General features: G+C 70.7%; 13 protein-coding genes and 2 pseudogenes. 9 read left to right on the top strand and 6 right to left on the bottom strand.

Annotated features, from left to right (window positions below; all coding sequences use genetic code 11):
- Positions 1-74: 74 nt before the first annotated feature.
- Positions 75-1,130 carry an LLM class F420-dependent oxidoreductase gene (locus tag AB0J02_RS19900; protein WP_363195014.1) on the top strand — a complete coding sequence of 352 codons (1,056 nt, stop codon included), beginning with the start codon at positions 75-77 and terminating at the stop codon, positions 1,128-1,130.
- A 236-nt stretch (positions 1,131-1,366) separates the two neighbouring features.
- On the top strand, positions 1,367-2,155 hold the full coding sequence (locus AB0J02_RS19895) for a ferritin-like domain-containing protein (protein ID WP_363195013.1): 789 nt from the start codon (positions 1,367-1,369) through the stop codon (positions 2,153-2,155).
- Positions 2,156-2,161: 6 nt separating this feature from the next.
- Here the strand turns inward: AB0J02_RS19895 and corA are convergent, their stop codons facing one another.
- On the bottom strand, positions 2,162-3,163 hold the full coding sequence (corA, locus tag AB0J02_RS19890; protein WP_363195012.1) for a magnesium/cobalt transporter CorA: 1,002 nt from the start codon (positions 3,161-3,163) through the stop codon (positions 2,162-2,164).
- A gap of 62 nt (positions 3,164-3,225) precedes the next feature.
- Between corA and AB0J02_RS19885 the strand changes: the two genes are divergently transcribed.
- The 6 genes from AB0J02_RS19885 to AB0J02_RS19860 all read left to right on the top strand — a co-directional run bounded on the left by AB0J02_RS19885 (position 3,226) and on the right by AB0J02_RS19860 (position 10,439).
- Positions 3,226-3,912, top strand: a complete 687-nt coding sequence (locus AB0J02_RS19885; protein WP_363195011.1) for a histidine phosphatase family protein — start codon at positions 3,226-3,228, stop codon at positions 3,910-3,912.
- A 101-nt stretch (positions 3,913-4,013) separates the two neighbouring features.
- A complete protein-coding gene (locus AB0J02_RS19880; RefSeq protein ID WP_363195010.1) occupies positions 4,014-4,604 on the top strand; it encodes a DUF3090 domain-containing protein in 591 nt (196 codons plus the stop codon).
- On the top strand, positions 4,568-5,440 hold the full coding sequence (locus AB0J02_RS19875; RefSeq protein WP_363195009.1) for an SCO1664 family protein: 873 nt from the start codon (positions 4,568-4,570) through the stop codon (positions 5,438-5,440). Before AB0J02_RS19880 ends, AB0J02_RS19875 begins: the two co-directional genes overlap by 37 nt.
- Before the next feature lie 57 nt (positions 5,441-5,497).
- Positions 5,498-5,935, top strand: a complete 438-nt coding sequence (locus AB0J02_RS19870; protein ID WP_363195008.1) for an SRPBCC domain-containing protein — start codon at positions 5,498-5,500, stop codon at positions 5,933-5,935.
- 91 nt (positions 5,936-6,026) lie between these two features.
- Entirely contained in the window at positions 6,027-7,256 is a 1,230-nt protein-coding gene (gene mshC, locus AB0J02_RS19865; protein WP_363195007.1) for a cysteine--1-D-myo-inosityl 2-amino-2-deoxy-alpha-D-glucopyranoside ligase, read from the top strand.
- Between the two features lie 114 nt (positions 7,257-7,370).
- Entirely contained in the window at positions 7,371-10,439 is a 3,069-nt protein-coding gene (locus tag AB0J02_RS19860; protein WP_363195006.1) for an NPCBM/NEW2 domain-containing protein, read from the top strand.
- A gap of 113 nt (positions 10,440-10,552) precedes the next feature.
- On the opposite strand, the gene AB0J02_RS19855 is transcribed toward AB0J02_RS19860, so the two are convergent.
- The 5 genes and pseudogenes from AB0J02_RS19855 to AB0J02_RS19835 all read right to left on the bottom strand — a co-directional run.
- Positions 10,553-11,236, bottom strand: a complete 684-nt coding sequence (locus tag AB0J02_RS19855; RefSeq protein ID WP_363195005.1) for a hypothetical protein — start codon at positions 11,234-11,236, stop codon at positions 10,553-10,555.
- A gap of 38 nt (positions 11,237-11,274) precedes the next feature.
- Entirely contained in the window at positions 11,275-13,026 is a 1,752-nt protein-coding gene (locus AB0J02_RS19850; protein ID WP_363195004.1) for a S8 family peptidase, read from the bottom strand.
- Between the two features lie 383 nt (positions 13,027-13,409).
- Complete coding sequence (locus AB0J02_RS19845; protein ID WP_363195003.1) at positions 13,410-14,375, bottom strand: PAC2 family protein; 966 nt, start codon at positions 14,373-14,375, stop codon at positions 13,410-13,412.
- 140 nt (positions 14,376-14,515) lie between these two features.
- The gene (locus tag AB0J02_RS19840) at positions 14,516-15,187 is read right to left on the bottom strand and encodes a FadR/GntR family transcriptional regulator (protein ID WP_363195002.1); all 672 of its coding nucleotides are present in this window, start codon (positions 15,185-15,187) and stop codon (positions 14,516-14,518) included.
- Between the two features lie 134 nt (positions 15,188-15,321).
- A pseudogene (locus AB0J02_RS19835) lies at positions 15,322-15,930 on the bottom strand (3-phenylpropionate dioxygenase); the annotation flags it as partial.
- Positions 15,931-15,978: 48 nt separating this feature from the next.
- Between AB0J02_RS19835 and AB0J02_RS19830 the strand changes: the two are divergent.
- Positions 15,979-16,269, top strand: a pseudogene (locus AB0J02_RS19830) (MarR family transcriptional regulator); the annotation flags it as partial.
- Positions 16,270-16,276 lie beyond the last annotated feature (7 nt).

Below are 16,276 nucleotides of genomic sequence, written 5' to 3'. Positions count from 1 at the left end.
GCTAGGGTGCCGAGCAAGAGACGTTACCGATGGGTAAACCAGCGGATCCGTACGGCGTTAAGGGGATGTGGTCAATGAAGCTCGGCATCAATCTCGGGTACTGGGGCGCGGGCATGGACGCGGACAACCTGGCCGTCGCGAAGGAGGCCGACCGGCTCGGCTACGCGGTGTGCTGGGCCGCCGAGGCGTACGGCTCGGACGCTGCCACCGTCCTTGCGTTCGTCGCCGCGCAGACCGAACGGATCGACGTCGGCTCGGCGATCTTCCAGATCCCCGCCCGCCAGCCCACGATGACGGCGATGACGGCATCGACCCTCGACACCCTCTCCGGCGGCCGCTTCCGCCTGGGCCTCGGCGTCTCCGGGCCGCAGGTCTCCGAGGGCTGGTACGGCGTCAAGTTCGACAAGCCGCTGGCGCGCACCCGTGAGTACGTCGAGATCGTCCGCAAGGCGATGAGCCGCGAGCGGGTCTCCTACGAAGGCGCGCACTGGACGCTGCCGCTGCCGGACGGCCCGGGCAAGCCGCTCAAGCTGACCCTGCACCCGCAGCGCGAGCACATCCCGCTCTACATCGCCGCGATCGGGCCGAAGAACCTGGAGCAGACCGGCGAGATCGCCGACGGCGCCCTGCTGATCTTCCCGGCGGCCGAGCACCTGGAGGAGACCGCGATCGCGCCCCTGCGCGCGGGCCGTGAGAAGGCCGGCAAGACCATGGAGGGCTTCGACGTCTGCCCGACGCTGCCGCTCGCCGTGGGCGCCGACAAGGACGTGGCCGCCCTCGCGGACTTCTTCCGCCCCTATACCGCCCTCTACGTGGGCGGTATGGGCAGCCCCAAGCAGAACTTCTACAACCGGCTCGCGCGGAGCATGGGGTACGAGAAGGAGGCCGCCGAGATCCAGGAGAAGTACCTGGGCGGCGACAAGGAGGCAGCGGCCGCGGCCGTCCCGCACCAGCTCATCGACTCCACGACGCTGCTCGGTTCCGTGGAGCGGATCGCCGACCGGATGCAGGCCTACGCCGCCGCGGGCGTCACCACGCTGACCATCAATCCGGCCGGTTTCACGCTCGACGAGCGGGTGGCCGCGCTGCGGGCGGGCACGGAGGCGCTGGAGCGGGCCGGGCTGGCGTAACGGGAGTCGCGAGACGCACGATTCCGCGGCCGTGGTGGGGGCTCGGGGGGTCTTCCCCGCCACGGCCGTCACGGAGAACAACGCGCCATCGTGCGCGCGGTTACGCCTTCGTTCGGCACTCCGTCTCCTCCGTTCGGCCGAGTTGCACAGCACAGCTGTTGCCCCCCTTCGCCCACCGCATTTGACTCGTCTTTTGCGGAACACCGGATGCGGTACGCGGGCATGGAGGAACCACGATGCTGTCGGCCAGGAGCCTGTTCCAAGAGATCATCGACAACGACGAGTCGTTCCGGCTGTTCTGCTCCATCGCGGCCAGCGGCGAATCCCAGGGCGGCTGGGAGAACGGGCGGATCGCCGCGCTCGTCCCCGAGAGCGAACGCGCGCTCGCGCCCAAAGTGGCGCGGCACGGCGCCGACGAGGACAAGCACGGCCGCATTTTCAACGCCCTCATGAAGAAGCGTGGCCTGCGGCCGGTGCCCGTCCCGCACGAGACCGACTACACGATGCTGCTGGAGAAGCACGGCATCGGGCTCGCGCACGAGCAGCTCCAGCGGGACGAGCCGCTCTCCGTGCAGGACGTGGTCACCTACCTCGCGCACAGCCGCGTCACCGAACAGCGGGCCTCCGAGCAGATGGAGCTGCTGCGCAAACACTTCGCGGGCCATCCCGACCTCGGCCGCGCGGTGAAGATGATCTCCCACGACGAGGACAACCACCTCGCCTACTGCCACGAGGAACTGCTCCGCTTCGCGTACGCGGGCCACGGCCGGACCATCCAGAGCATCCTGCGCGAGTGCGCCCTCGTGGAAATCGCCGTCTACAGGGACGTCAGTCTGGCCGTCATGGACCACATGGGCCGCATTCTGGGGTGGTCCCGCGTGAAGTCGGCCGTGCTCGCCGCCGGGATCCACGCCGTGTACGCCTACGAGCGGGCCGGCGGCTGGCGGCGCATGGTGTCCCTGACGATGCCGCGGCGGCGGGACGCCCTCGGCGGTCGGGCGACCACCTCGGTGGAGTTCGTCTGACCCGCGCTACAGCCAGCCGCGTTTCTTGAACAACCGGTACAGGCCCAGCTCCAGGGCGGCCATCAGCACGATCACCGCGGGGTAGGACCACGCCCAGTGCAGTTCGGGCATGTGGTCGAAGTTCATGCCGTAGATGCCCGCGATCATCGTGGGCACCGCGGCCATCGCCGCCCACGCCGAGATCTTCCGCATGTCGTCGTTCTGCCGCACGCTCATCTGCGCCAGGTGCGCGGACAGGATGTCCGACACCAGCCGGTCCAGGCTGTCCACGGACTCGTTGACCCGCGTCAGGTGGTCGTTCACGTCGCGGAAGAACGGCTTCGCGCCCTCGTTCACGAACGGCACCCGGGCGAGGCCCCAGGGGCCCGCGCCGGAGAGCCGGTCGAGCGGCAGGGCCAACGGGCCGGTGGCGCGGCGGAATTCGAGGACCTGCCGCTTGAAGGTGTAGATCCGCGACGCGGTGTCCCGCGAGCCCCCGCGATCGGGGGAGAAGACCTCCGCCTCCAGCTCCTCCAGGTCGGTCTGCAGCTCGTTCGCGACCTCCAGGTAGTGGTCGACGGTGGCGTCCGCAATCGAGTAGAGGACCGCCGTCGGCCCCTGCTTGAGGACCTCCTGATCGGCCTCCAGACGCTGCCGCACCGCTTTCAGGGGCGCCCCCTCGCCGTGCCGCACCGTCACCACGAAGGAGTCGCCCAGGAACAGCATCAGCTCGCCCGTGGACACCTTGTCGCTCCGCGCCTCGTACACGACCGGCTTGAGGACCACGAAGAGCGAGTCGTCGTAGACCTCCAGCTTCGGCCGCTGATGCGCCTTCAGGGCGTCCTCGACGGCCAGCGGATGCAGCCCGAACTCCTGACTGACCAGGTCGAACTCGTCCTGGGACGCCTCGTGCAGGCCGATCCACACGAACGCGTCGCCCGTCGACCGCGCGGTGTCGAGAGCGTCGGAGAAGTCCGACGGGCCCTCGGTACGGCGCCCGTCCCGGTAGATGGCACAGTCGACGATCATGAGGCGCATTCTCCCCAGGGGCCCCCGGGGACGCACGCCCGCGTGCGCTTAGGCTGGCCCGTATGCCCACGCTGATCCTCGTCCGGCACGGACGCTCCACCGCCAACACCGCGGGTCTGCTCGCCGGGTGGACCCCCGGTGTGGCCCTCGACGAGCGCGGCGCCGCGCAGGCCGCCGCGCTGCCCGAGCGCCTTGCGGAACTGCCCCTCGCGCAGATCGTCGTCAGTCCGCTGCAGCGCTGTCAGGAGACCCTCGCGCCGCTGATCGCCGCGCGGCCCGACGTGGCCGTGAGCACCGAGGAGCGCATCGGCGAGTGCGACTACGGCGACTGGTCGGGCCGCAAGCTCGCCGAACTGACCGACGAGCCGCTCATGCAGATCGTGCAGCAGCACCCGACCGCCGCCGCGTTCCCCGGTGGGGAGTCGATGCGGCAGATGCAGCACCGGGCCGCCGAAGCGGTACGTGAGTGGAACGCGCGCGTGGAGCGCGAGCACGGCACGGATGCCGTCTATCTGATGTGCTCGCACGGCGACATCATCAAGTCTCTGGTGGCGGACGCCCTCGGGCTGCATCTTGACCTCTTTCAGCGCATCTCCGTAGAGCCGTGTTCCATCACAGCGATCCGTTACACACGAACGCGCCCCTTTCTCGTACGACTCGGTGACACCGGCGACTTCGCGTCCCTGGCGCCGCGCGAGGAGCCCGGGGAGGCGGACGCACCCGTCGGGGGCGGTGCGGGCGCACCGTGATCGTCGGCCGCAGTAGGGTGAAGCAGCCGTAAGCACGGTCGGGTTCGGTCGCAACGGCCGAGCCCTGCCAGTCGATCCCCAGATCCCCATGGAGACAGGACGTGTCCCGTCAGGTGTACCTCTACGATCCTCCGGAGCGGTTCGTGGCCGGTACGGTCGGGCTCCCCGGGCGCCGCACCTTCTTCCTGCAAGCCTCGGCAGGAACCCGGGTCACCAGCGTGGCGCTGGAGAAGACCCAGGTGGCCGCGCTCGCCGAGCGCATGGACGAGCTGCTCGACGAGGTCGTGCGGCGCAGCGGCGGCAACGCGCCGGTGCCCGCCGTGTTGCCGGGCGAGTCCTCCGACACCGCGCCCCTGGAAGCGCCCGTCGACGAGGAGTTCCGCGTCGGCACCATGGCGCTCGCCTGGGACGGTGACGAGGAGCGCATGATCGTCGAGGCGCAGGCCCTCGTCGAGCTGGACGCCGACTCCGACGAAGACCTGGCCGAAGCAGAGGAAAGGCTTCTCCAGGACGAGGAGAACGGTCCGCCGATGCTCCGGGTCCGTCTCACCGGGGTGCAGGCCCGCGCCTTCGCCAAGCGGGCCCTCGACGTCGTGAACGCGGGCAGACCGCCGTGCCCGCTGTGCAGTCTGCCGCTCGACCCGGAGGGACACGTATGTCCGCGCCAGAACGGATACCGGCGCGGCGCGTGAGCGACCAGGACCTCGTGCTCCTCGCCCGGGGAGAGCTGCGCGTACAGGGACAGATCCGCGACGCCTCGAACGCCGTCCTGCTGTGCACCGTCACGCACGAGGGCCGTGAGGCCCGCTGCGTCTACAAACCGGTGCGCGGCGAGCGCCCCCTGTGGGATTTCCCCGACGGGACGCTCGCACAGCGCGAGGTCGCCGCGTACGAGGTCTGCGAGGCGCTCGGCTGGGGCCTCGTGCCGCCGACCGTGCTGCGCGACGGCCCGTACGGCGAGGGCATGTGCCAGCTGTGGATCGACGGCCCCGCCGATGACGCTGAGGATGCTGAGGACGCCGAAGACGCCGAGGCTCTGGGCGTCGGGAGGCTGCTTGCCCTCGTCGACGCCCAGGAGCCTGCGGAGGGCTGGAAGGCCATCGGGTTCGCCGAGGTCGAGGAGGGGCGCACGGCGCTGCTCGTGCACGCCGACGACCCACGGCTGCGCCGGCTCGCCGTACTCGACGCGGTGATCAACAACGGCGACCGCAAGGGCGGACATCTGCTCGTCGACGCGGGGGACCACCTCTACGGCATCGACCACGGGGTGACCTTCAACGTCGAGGACAAGCTGCGCACCCTGCTGTGGGGCTGGGCCGGTGAGCCGCTGACCGAGGAGGCCACCGGCGCGCTGGAAGGGCTGCGGGAGCGGCTGCGGGACGGCGAACCGCTGGCCGTCCGGCTCGGCGAGCTGATCACCGGGGCCGAGCTGGAGGCCGTACGGGAACGGGTGGCCGCCCTGCTGAAGTCCGGCCGGCACCGGGAGCCGAGCGGCGAGTGGCCCGCGATTCCGTGGCCGCCCATCTGACCTGCGGTTCCGCCGTGCCCGAGGGCGGCTGTCAGTGGCCGGCGCTACCTTCGAGGCATGACCAAGCTGATTGTCGAGGACCGGATCGACCGTCCGGTCGAAGACGTGTTCCGCGCGATCGTCACGCCCGAGGGCCTGTCGAGCTTCTTCACGGCCGAGGCCTCCGCCGCCATGGTGCCCGGCACCACGGTGACCTGGCGCTTCGGGCATGTCGACGCGACGTTCGAGGTGCTCATCGGCGAGATCGAGCCGGATCGGCTCATCTCCTGGACCTGGCCGGGCGGCCAGGTCACCATCGAGCTCGCGGACGCGGATGGTGGCACCCGGCTGACCGTCACCGAACAGCCCATGGCCGACGGGATCGAGGGCGCGGCCCAGGCGGTGGGGCAGACACAGGGCTGGACGTACTTCATGTGCGGCCTGCGCGCCCATCTGCTGCATGGGATACGTCACTTCGGTCTCTCGGACGCGATCCGGGCCACGGTCGTCGCCTAGCGGGTGTGACATGGACGCGCAAGAGGGCCTGCTCGGCCAGGTGATCCGGTCCGGTTCGTATGCGGAAGGTCCGTCCGGTTACGCTCAAGGCATGCATGCCTGGCCCGCTTCTGAGGTCCCCGCCCTGCCTGGCAAGGGCCGCGACCTTCGGATCCACGACACCGCGACCGATGGGCTCGTCACACTCGACCCCGGTCCCGTCGCCCGTATCTACGTCTGCGGCATCACGCCGTACGACGCGACCCATATGGGTCACGCGGCGACTTACAACGCGTTCGACCTCGTGCAGCGCGTGTGGCTCGACACCAAGCGGCAGGTGCACTATGTCCAGAACGTGACGGACGTGGACGACCCGCTGCTCGAGCGAGCCGTGCGCGACGGCATCGACTGGTCGGGCCTCGCCGAGCGCGAGACCGCCCTGTTCCGTGAGGACATGACCGCCCTGCGGATGCTGCCGCCGCGGCACTACATAGGCGCCGTCGAGGCCATACCCGGCATCGTGCCGCTCGTCGAGCGGCTCCGAGACTCCGGTGCCGCGTACGAGCTCGACGGCGACGTCTACTTCTCCGTCGAGGCCGACCCGCACTTCGGTTCCGTCTCGAACCTCGACGCCGAGGCGATGCGGCTGCTCTCCGCCGAGCGCGGTGGCGACCCGGACCGCGCGGGCAAGAAGAACCCGCTCGACCCGATGCTGTGGATGGCCGCGCGCGACGGCGAGCCCAGCTGGGACGGCGGTTCGCTGGGGCAGGGCCGTCCCGGCTGGCACATCGAGTGTGTCGCCATCGCCCTCGACCACCTCGGCATGGGCTTCGACGTGCAGGGCGGGGGGTCCGATCTGGCCTTTCCGCACCACGAGATGGGCGCCTCGCACGCGCAGGCGCTGACCGGTGAGTTCCCGATGGCCAAGGCGTACGTCCACGCCGGGATGGTCGGACTCGACGGCGAGAAGATGTCCAAGTCCAAGGGCAATCTGGTCTTCGTCTCGACGCTGCGGCGCGACGGCGTCGACCCGGCCGCGATCCGGCTCGCGCTCCTCTCGCACCACTACCGGGCCGACTGGCAGTGGACGGACCAGGTCCTCGCGGACGCGGTCGCCCGTCTCGGGCGGTGGCGGGCAGCGGTGTCGCGGCCCGACGGACCGTCCGCGCAGGCGCTCGTCGAGGAGATCCGCGAGGCGCTGTCCAACGACCTCGACGCTCCCGCGGCGCTGGCCGCGGTCGACCGCTGGGCCGAGGCGCAGGCCGCCGGCGGGGGTACGGACGAGGGGGCGCCCGGCGTCGTCTCCCGGGCCGTCGACGCGCTGCTCGGAGTCGCTCTCTAGGCTCCCGATCCACCCGTTTCCCACAGCTGCTCCGGGGTCTCCCCGGAGCAGCTGTTTTTTTGTGGCTGTCACGGCCCTCTAGGCGCATGCTTGTTTCTGCGCTAAACACTGCTCATGCAATCAGCATCGAGCACGTCCACACGTCTCAGATCGTTGATCACCGTCGCCCTGCTCGGCCTCGCGGCCGCTTTCGCCGGGCCCGGTCTCGCGCGGGCGGACGCGTCCGGCACCGTCGGCGAGGTCACCGGATTCCATCCCGACGGGTCCCGCTACACGTTCGACGCCGGAAGCGCCGAGGCCCGCGTCAGTTTCGTCTCGAGCGAGAGCTTCCGCATCGAGCTGGCCCCCGACGGGAAGTTCACCGATCCGGCCGGCGACGACATCGTCCTGCCACAGGGCAGCCCGCCCGCGACCCACTGGAAGGACAAGGGGGACCGGTACGAGCTGAGCAGCAGCAAGGTCACCCTGCGCGCCTACAAGTCCCCGCTGCGGTTCGCCCTGTTCCGGCACGACGGCACCCAGGTGTGGGCCGAGAGCGCGCCGATCAGCTGGACCGCCGACAGCACGACGCAGAGCCTCGAACGCCGCGGCGACGAGCAGTACTACGGCGTCGGCATGCAGAACGGGCGAGGCAACACCTCGCTGCGCGGACAGACCGTCGAGGCCGAGGTCGACTACAACTGGGACGACGGGGGGCACCCCAACTCCGTCCCCTTCTACCTCTCCTCGGCCGGATACGGCGTCTTCCGAAACACCTACGCCCCCAACACGTACACCTTCGGCGAACCCGTCACCGCCGCGGCCAGGGAGCGCCGCTTCGACGCTTACTACTTCGCGGGCAGCGGCTCCGACAGCGCCAAGGACGTCATCGGGCAGTACACGAAACTGACCGGCAAACCCTTCCTGCCGCCGGTCTACGGCCTTGAAGTGGGCGACGCCGACTGCTACCTGCACAACGCCAACCGCGGTGAGCGGCACACCCTCGACGCCCTGAAGATCTCCGACCAGTACGTCGAGAACGACATGCCGCTGGGCTGGATGCTCGTCAACGACGGCTACGGCTGCGGCCACGAGAACCTCGCCGAGACGGCCGCGGGCCTGCGGGCGAACAAGACGCAGCTCGGCCTGTGGACCGAGGACGGCATCGACAAGATCGCCGACCAGGTGAAGGCCGGACAGCGCGTCGCCAAGCTCGACGTCGCCTGGGTCGGCGCCGGATACAAGTTCGCGCTCGACGGCTGCAAGGCCGCCTACCAGGGCATCGAGGACAACTCCGACGCGCGCGGCTTCACCTGGGCCCCCGAGAGCTGGGCGGGCGCGCAGCGCTGTGGTGTCCAGTGGTCGGGCGACCAGTCCGGATCCTGGGACTACATCCGCTGGCAGATCCCGACCTACGCCGGTGCCACGATGTCCGGGCTCGCCTACACGACGGGCGACGTGGACGGCATCTTCGGGGGCAGTCCCAAGACGTACGTACGCGATCTGCAGTGGAAGTCGCTGCTGCCGGTGACCATGACGATGGACGGATGGGCGGCCAGCGACAAGCAGCCGTTCCGGCAGGGCGAGCCGTACACGACCATCAACCGGAAGTACCTGAAGCTCCACGAGTCGCTGCTGCCCTACCTGTACGCGTACGCGCATGAGGCGACGAAGACGGGTGTGGGCGCCGTGCGGCCGCTCGCCCTCGAATACCCGGACGACCCGAAGGCCGCGACCGACGCCGCCAAATACGAGTTCCTGACCGGCGAGGACTTCCTCGTCGCGCCGGTCTACAAGGACACCGCCGTGCGCGACGGCATCTACCTGCCCAAGGGCACCTGGACCGACTACTGGACCGGCCGCGTCTACCGGGGGCCGACCACGATCGACGGGTACAGCGCCCCGCTCGACACGCTCCCGCTGTTCGTCAAGGGCGGTGCCACCGTGCCGATGTGGCCCGGCATCCGCTCCTACAGCGACCGCACCGCGGGCTCGCCGCTCGCGTGGGACATCTATCCGCAGGGCAAGTCCTCCTTCCAGCTGTACGAGGACGACGGCGTGACGCGCGCGCACCGCGAGGGCGCCTTCGCGACCCAGCGGGCCGACGTCGACGCGCCGCAGGCCGGTGCCGGGGACGTGCGGATACGCATCGGGGCGAGTCAGGGGGAGTTCAAGGGGAAGCAGAGCGCGCGGCCCTACTCCTTCACCGTGCACACCGCCGACGCGCCGAGCCAAGTACGGCTCGATGGCCGGAAGTTGAGCCGGGCCGCGTCCAAGAGCGCGTACGAGAAGGCCGCGAGCGGCTGGTTCTACGACCAGGACGACCGGGGCGGTGTCGTGCTCGTGAAGACCGGCAAGCTGTCGGCCCGGCACGCCTTCACGCTCGACCTGCGCGACACGGCCGCCGTGGGCGGGGCCGTGCCGGGCGCCGCCGCCGCGGTGAGCGCACCGGTGGATCAGGAGGTGGGCGCGGGCGTCGGCGGGAAGGTCGCCGTCGATGTCACCGCCGGCAGCAAGGACGCCACGGACGTCTCCGTGGCGCTGGGCCTGCCCGACGGGTGGCGGACCGACGGCGCCGTGACCGTCGGCCGCGTCCCGGCCGGCGCCACCCGGCGCGTGGAGCTCGCGGTCACCCCCGCCAAGGGCGCGAGCCCGGGGGAGCAGCCGCTCACCGCGACGGCCCAGTACGGCGCCGCCGGACAACAGCACACCGCGCAGGGGCACTTCGGGGTGAGCGTGATGCCGGAGCCGCCCACCGGGGACGCCTGGGCCAGTGATCTGGCGTGGCTGACGTCGACCAACGGGTACGGGCCCGCCGAACGCGACCGCAGCAACGGCGAGTCCGGCGCCACCGACGGACACCCCCTGACTCTCGCAGGGAAGACGTACGCCAAGGGCATCGGCGTGCACGCCGACTCCGACATCGAGGTCTATCTCGGGGGGCGGTGCACGGAGTTGACCGCCGACGTCGGGATCGACGACGAGATCGACGGGTACGGCGAGGTCGCCTTCTCGGTCGAGGCCGACGGCACAGTGCTGTGGACCTCGCCGAAGGTCACCGGCGCCTCGTCGGCCGTGCCGGTGGACGTGGACGTGTCCGGCGCGCGGCACGTGCGTCTGAAGGTGACCGACACGAACGGCTCGAAGACCGGCGACCACGGGGACTGGGCAGCCGCCGCGTTCACGTGTGCGGGCGGGAGCTGACAGGCATGGCGCTGTAGGCACCGGGACACGGGAGAGGGGCGCCTCCTCGCTGCGGAGGAAGCGCCCCTCGTTTCACCTGATGTGGTCGGACCCGGTTGGTCGGATCCGGTGGATCAGATCTTGCGCACGTGGATGCTGCGCAGGACCTGCTGCGAGTTGGAGTCCCAGATGCCGACGACCTGGTGGCCGAACGCGAAGGCTTCCTGGACCAGGTCGTGGGTCTGCGGGTTGGGGTTGGCGAAGATCCTGAACTGACCCTGGATGCGCAGTGCGATGAGACTGGGCTGGCCGGGCAGCGGCTGGACCACGTCGATGTAGGCGTCCGCGATGCCGGCCTGGAGCACCTGCTGCTGGACTTGCTGCTGGGCGTGTTGCACCGCGATCTGGGCGATCTGGTGGAGATGCTGCTGCACCTGCTGTTCGACCTGTTGCTGCTGGCCCTGCTGGCCCTGCTGCTGTTGGCCCATCTGCTGCTGCTGGCCGAGCTGCTGGATCAGCCCCTGGAAGGGCTGCTGCTGGCCGAGCTGCTGCAACTGCTCGAGCGAGCCGCCCATACCCATCGGCTGCTGCTGGCCGAAGCCCTGCTGACCGAAGGGTTGTTGCTGCTGCTGGCCGAACGGCTGCTGCTGGCCCTGCTGGCCGAAGCCCTGCTGGCCCTGCTGGCCGAACGGCTGCTGCTGCTGACCGAACGGCTGCTGCTGCTGGCCGAACGGCTGCTGCTGTTGCTGGTGTTGCTGGTAGGGCGACGTGCTCGGGAATTGCTGCCCCTGCTGACTCATCTGCGGGGTGATGCTCATGCGGGTGCCACCTTCCATCAATGGTTGGTTGCGTTGCGTCAGCCCGTGATCACCAGACCGACGATCTCGTCGTCTGAGAACCAGACACGTACATCGGGCCGTCCTCCCGCGAAGGCGGAGTGCACCGCCTGGCGGATGTCGGGGGACGGGTCGGTCAGATTGCGCCAGGTGCCCGCCACGAAGAGCCTGATCCGGGGCGGGAGTTCGGGCGGATACGGGATCAGCTCGTCCCAGTACCGGTCCGCCTGGCCCGAGCCGACCGTGGACGGCAGCACGTTCGTGACCGCCGCCTTGAGGTCGGGCCGGTTGCCGATCCGCTGCGAGGCGGGCCGGCCGGGGGCGTCCTGCTGCGGTGAGCCGCTCGCCCGGAGCATCTCGCGCGCCCGCCGCGATGTCATCGGACGCTGGCCCCCTGCCTTGAGCATGCCCTGGAGGGAGGCCAGCGCGCCGACGACCACAGGCGAGGCGGACGACGTGCCGGAGAAGGTGTCCGTGTACCAGGCGATCTCCTCGCTGCCGCCCTGCAGATCGCCGGGCCGGTCCCAGGAGCCGCCGGTGGTGGTGACCTCGCGGCCCCAGCCCTGGGCGTCCACGCGGGCGCCGTAGTTGGAGAAGGCGAGGCGCGAGCGGTCCGGGCCGTGGTCGCGGCCGTGCGTGCCCGGAGGCGGCGCGCCGGCGCCCACGAGGACCGCGTCGGAGGACCTGTTCGACGGGTTGAAGGGGTTGTGCCACCACGCCGGGAACTCGTCGGGCCGCCGCTCGTACACCGCGTCGTCGAGCGACTCGGCGCCGTTGCCCGCGGCGCCGACGACCACGACGCCCTTCGACGTCGCGTACTTGATCGCGGCGAAGTCGTCCGGCCACCACTCCAGCGGGATGTAGCCGCGTTGGTCGTCGCGCTCCGCGAAGTCGAACCGCGGACCCGGGCGGTGCAGCTCGATCAGCACGATGTCACCGGGGGAGAGCCGCTCCGCGGCCGCGTGGATCGCCGCCGCCGTACCGACGCCCTGGAACGACGCCGCCGCCGTCACGGCCTCCGGCGCGATGCCGGTGACCCCGTGCTCGCCGCGATCGCCGCCGATCACGCCGAGCACCGCCGTGCCGTGGTTGCGCCAGGCCACGTCCGAGATCGGCGTGCCGACCACGATGCCGGCCAGCTTCGCCGACAGGTCCTCGTGCCCGAGCTGCCAGGCGCCCTCGACGTCGATGACGGTGATGCCCTCGCCGCTGCCGCCGAGCCGCTGCCACGCCCAGTGCGCGTTCACGCCCTCGGGCGCGGGGCCCAAGTAGCGCTGGCGGGTGGTGAAGTCGGGGGTCGCGGCGGTCTTCTCCTTCATGCGCCGCGCCTCGTCGAACTCCTCCGGCATGGCGGCGGGCACCGCGCCCGGCTTCACATATGCCGTCACGATTCCGGGCAGTGCCGCGATCCGGGCCCGCAGCTCCTCCGTGCGGTCCGCGCCGCCGCGGACCCGGTAGAACAGCGCCAGGTCGGGGAAGTCCGCCCCGGCCGCCGCGGCCTCGGACACCCCCCGCAGCCGTTCCTCGCTGCCGAACAGCGGCTCGAAGGCGAGTTGTTCGTCGTCCAGGAACATGTTCAGAGCCGACAGATCGGTGCCCGCCGCCGAGCGCACGCCGTCGGCCTGGACGCGTAACTGGGCCTCAGGGCGGGCCAGGACGATGAGTTCTTCCTCTGCCCCGCGATAGCTGAAACCGGAACCTTCCGGCCCCGGGCCGGACGCTCCCGGCCCCGCCCCCGGGCCTCGCGCCGATTCCGCGTGCTGATCGGTCATCGCTCCACAGCTCCCCTCGCCCTGTCCGGCCGTTCGGATGTGCCCGTGCCGTGCTCGTCCGGGGCACACCTTGCTACGGCCGCGCCCGCCCGTCCACCCCTTGTTGGCCAAAGTGCGTTTGAAAACAAGTTGAATGGGGAACCCCCTGCAATCCGCAAGGAATCCGGTGTCACGCCACAAACCGGCCAAAGGGAAATCGGCACATGCCGTCGGACCTCGCCGGAGGCGGGTTCCGGGCCCATGGGCCCGTGACAGAACCGGAAGCATCAAGCCAATGAGTCCACGACGGAGGCGGGCGCCCGCGGCACCGTTTTTCCGGCACCGCGGGCGCCCGCCCGCTGCTTGTCCTACGACCTACTTGACTTGTTCTGCGTCTCCGCGGCCTAGTCGTCGCCTTCGTCGCCCTCCGGACGCGGTGGCTTCGGCGGGCGGGACCGGCCGCTCGGGTTGTCCCTCAGGTACGTCGAACCGTCCCCGCCGTCCGTCGCGTGACCGCTCGGCGGAGCACCCGGATCGCGACGCCGCAGATAGCGCTCGAACTCGCGGGCGATCGCCTCACCGGACGCCTCGGGCAGCTCCGCGGTGTCCCGCGCCTCCTCAAGACTCTGGACGTACTCGGCGACCTCGCTGTCCTCGGCCGCCAGCTGGTCCACGCCCAGCTGCCAGGCGCGCGCGTCCTCGGGCAGCTCGCCCAGCGGGATGCGCAGGTCGATCAGGTCCTCCAGGCGGTTGAGGAGGGCCAGCGTCGCCTTCGGGTTCGGCGGCTGCGAGACGTAGTGCGGGACCGCCGCCCACAGGGAGACCGCCGGGACGCCCGCGTGCGTGCACGCCTCCTGGAGGATGCCGACGATGCCCGTCGGGCCCTCGTACTTGGTCTCCTCCAGGTCCATGCGCGTAGCGAGATCCGGATCGGACGTGACCCCCGACACCGGCACGGGGCGCGTGTGCGGGGTGTCACCGAGCAGCGCGCCCAGGATGACGACCAGCTCGACGCCCAGCTCGTGCGCGAAGCCGAGGATCTCGTTGCAGAACGAGCGCCAGCGCATGGACGGCTCGATGCCCCGGACCAGGACCAGGTCGCGCGGCTTGTCGCCGCCGACACGGACCACCGAGAGCCGGGTCGTCGGCCACGTGACCTTGCGCACACCGTCTTCGAGCCAGACGGTCGGCCGGTTGACCTGGAAGTCGTAGTAGTCCTCGGCGTCCAGCGCCGCGAACACCTCGCCCTTCCACTCCTTGTCGAGATGCGCGACCGCGGATGAGGCGGCGTCGCCGGCGTCGTTCCAGCCTTCGAACGCGGCCACCATGACCGGGTCGACCAGCTCGGGAACCCCCTCGAGCTCGATCACCCAGCGCCTCCTTCCGACGTGCCCTCGCGTACCTGCCCACCTTACGGCGTCCGCGGGGACCCTCAGCAGCCCCCTGGAACCCGGCGGCTGCCGGAATCACTGCCCCGCGTCGCGGGGCCGCACTCCACCCGTGCGCCCTGTCACAGTGTCGAGCGCAGCCACTGCTCCACGCTCGCGATGTGCACCGTCGCCCACGACCGCGCCGCCTCCGCGTCGCCGTCGCGCAGTGCGGCGAGGAGCGCGCGGTGCTCGTGCAGGGTGCGGCTGACCGCGTCCTCCTGTGTCAGGCCGCGCCAGATGCGGGCCCGGGTGGTCGGTCCGGAGAGGCCGTCGAGCAGGGAGCACAGGACCGAGTTGCCGGAGGCCTTGACGATGCCGCGGTGGAAGTCGAGGTCGGCGGCGACCAGCTCCTCCACCGACGGCCCGGCGCCCAGGGCGTCCAGCTGGGCCGAGAGCTTGTCGAGCTGCTCGGCGTCGATCAGGGTCGCGGCCATCGCCGTCGCGGCGGGTTCCAGGATGCGGCGGACGGCGAGGAACTCCAGGACGGTGTCGTCGCGGTGGAAGTCGACCACGAAGCTCAGCGCCTCGAGCAGCAGTTGGGGGTCGAGGCTCGTGACGTACGTGCCGTCGCCCTGGCGCACGTCGAGGATGCGGATCAGGGAGAGCGCGCGCACCGCCTCGCGCAGCGAGTTGCGCGACAGGCCCAGTTCCGCGGCGAGTTCGCTCTCCTTGGGGAGCCGGTCGCCGGGGCGCAGCGCGCCCGAGACGATCATGCCCTTGATCTTCTCGATGGCCTCGTCGGTGACGGCCATGGCAGCCCCCTCTGCTCGTCCGGAGGGCCGATACCTCCGATGTCTCGGACCATTATGTGGCCACGAGCGGCGCGGGAGAGCCGGATGGGGGCCCGCACCCGACTCGCATCCCGGCGAGCGGCGCGCCCTCGGGCTCAGGCGGTGGCCTGCTCCTCGGCGCCCGCGCGGTACAGGCGGCGCAGCCGGACCACGCCCAGGTCGTGCTGGTAGAGGTTCTCGCGCTGGTCGGCGTCGGCCGGCATCGCCTCCAGCATCACCCGGTCCTGCTCCAGGACCGCCCAGTGGCGCTCCTCGATCAGCGTCTTGTAGAGGAACCGCCAGCTGTCGCGCCGCCAGCCCTGGACCGTGCGGTAGCGCCAGAAGAAGACGGCGCAGCGCTCCGCGTCGACCGGCCGCACCATGCCGACGATGCCGAAGGGGCCGCCGGGGCCCGCCGACGGCGGGTACGGGATCGACAGGTCGACCCAGTCCACGCCGGTGCGGCACAGCTCGACCCAGTCGAAGTTGACGCCCCGCTGGTCCGTCTTTTCGAAGAAGTAGCCGCGGTCGGTCTCCCGAATGCGGAACTTGGCGGTGGTGTCGCCGTCGAACATCGTGTGCGAGTCGTGGTGCAGGAACGCGTCGTGCATCGGGTCGAGCAGGTTCTCTACGGCGTAGCGCCACGGCACGTCCCACTCGGCGTAGCACAGGATCGCGTCGACGTCCGGGTCGGTCAGCGGCTCCGGAAGCGTCAACTCGACCGGCCCTGCCCGCTGTTCGCGCCCCCCTTGGCGTACTGCATGCGAACTCCGGCGGGCCGGCTCGCCGACTCCGGGCTCGTCTCCTCGGCCGGCGTCACCCTGCGCATGGACCGCCTGGAGAAGGACGGCCTCATCGTGCGGGAGCGCGACGCCGACGACCGGCGCGTCGTCTACTCCCGGCTGACCGGCGAAGGGCTCGCCAAGGTCGACGAGGTGTTCGCCGAGCACCTGGACGACGAACGCCGGATGCTCGCCGGGATCTCCCCGTCCGAGCGACGCCAACTCGCCCGCCTGCTCGGCAAGTTGGAGCGCTCGATCGTCGACTCGGACGAGGAGGAGTAGCAGGCGG

The sequence above is a fragment of the Streptomyces sp. NPDC050264 genome, assembly GCF_040655895.1.
Lineage (GTDB): Bacteria > Actinomycetota > Actinomycetes > Streptomycetales > Streptomycetaceae > Streptomyces.
The sequence above is the reverse complement of the archived record's forward strand: the minus strand, read 5'-3'. Positions and strand labels throughout refer to the sequence as shown.

What these genes read in the sequence shown, in the direction of transcription:
- AB0J02_RS19900 (WP_363195014.1), top strand. Translation starts at nt 75, where the DNA reads ATGAAGCTCGGCATCAATCTCGGGTACTGGGGCGCGGGCATGGACGCG.
- AB0J02_RS19895 (WP_363195013.1), top strand. Translation starts at nt 1,367, where the DNA reads ATGCTGTCGGCCAGGAGCCTGTTCCAAGAGATCATCGACAACGACGAG.
- corA (WP_363195012.1), bottom strand. Translation starts at nt 3,163, where the DNA reads ATGATCGTCGACTGTGCCATCTACCGGGACGGGCGCCGTACCGAGGGC.
- AB0J02_RS19885 (WP_363195011.1), top strand. Translation starts at nt 3,226, where the DNA reads ATGCCCACGCTGATCCTCGTCCGGCACGGACGCTCCACCGCCAACACC.
- AB0J02_RS19875 (WP_363195009.1), top strand. Translation starts at nt 4,568, where the DNA reads ATGTCCGCGCCAGAACGGATACCGGCGCGGCGCGTGAGCGACCAGGAC.
- AB0J02_RS19870 (WP_363195008.1), top strand. Translation starts at nt 5,498, where the DNA reads ATGACCAAGCTGATTGTCGAGGACCGGATCGACCGTCCGGTCGAAGAC.
- mshC (WP_363195007.1), top strand. Translation starts at nt 6,027, where the DNA reads ATGCATGCCTGGCCCGCTTCTGAGGTCCCCGCCCTGCCTGGCAAGGGC.
- AB0J02_RS19860 (WP_363195006.1), top strand. Translation starts at nt 7,371, where the DNA reads ATGCAATCAGCATCGAGCACGTCCACACGTCTCAGATCGTTGATCACC.
- AB0J02_RS19855 (WP_363195005.1), bottom strand. Translation starts at nt 11,236, where the DNA reads ATGAGCATCACCCCGCAGATGAGTCAGCAGGGGCAGCAATTCCCGAGC.
- AB0J02_RS19850 (WP_363195004.1), bottom strand. Translation starts at nt 13,026, where the DNA reads ATGACCGATCAGCACGCGGAATCGGCGCGAGGCCCGGGGGCGGGGCCG.
- AB0J02_RS19840 (WP_363195002.1), bottom strand. Translation starts at nt 15,187, where the DNA reads ATGGCCGTCACCGACGAGGCCATCGAGAAGATCAAGGGCATGATCGTC.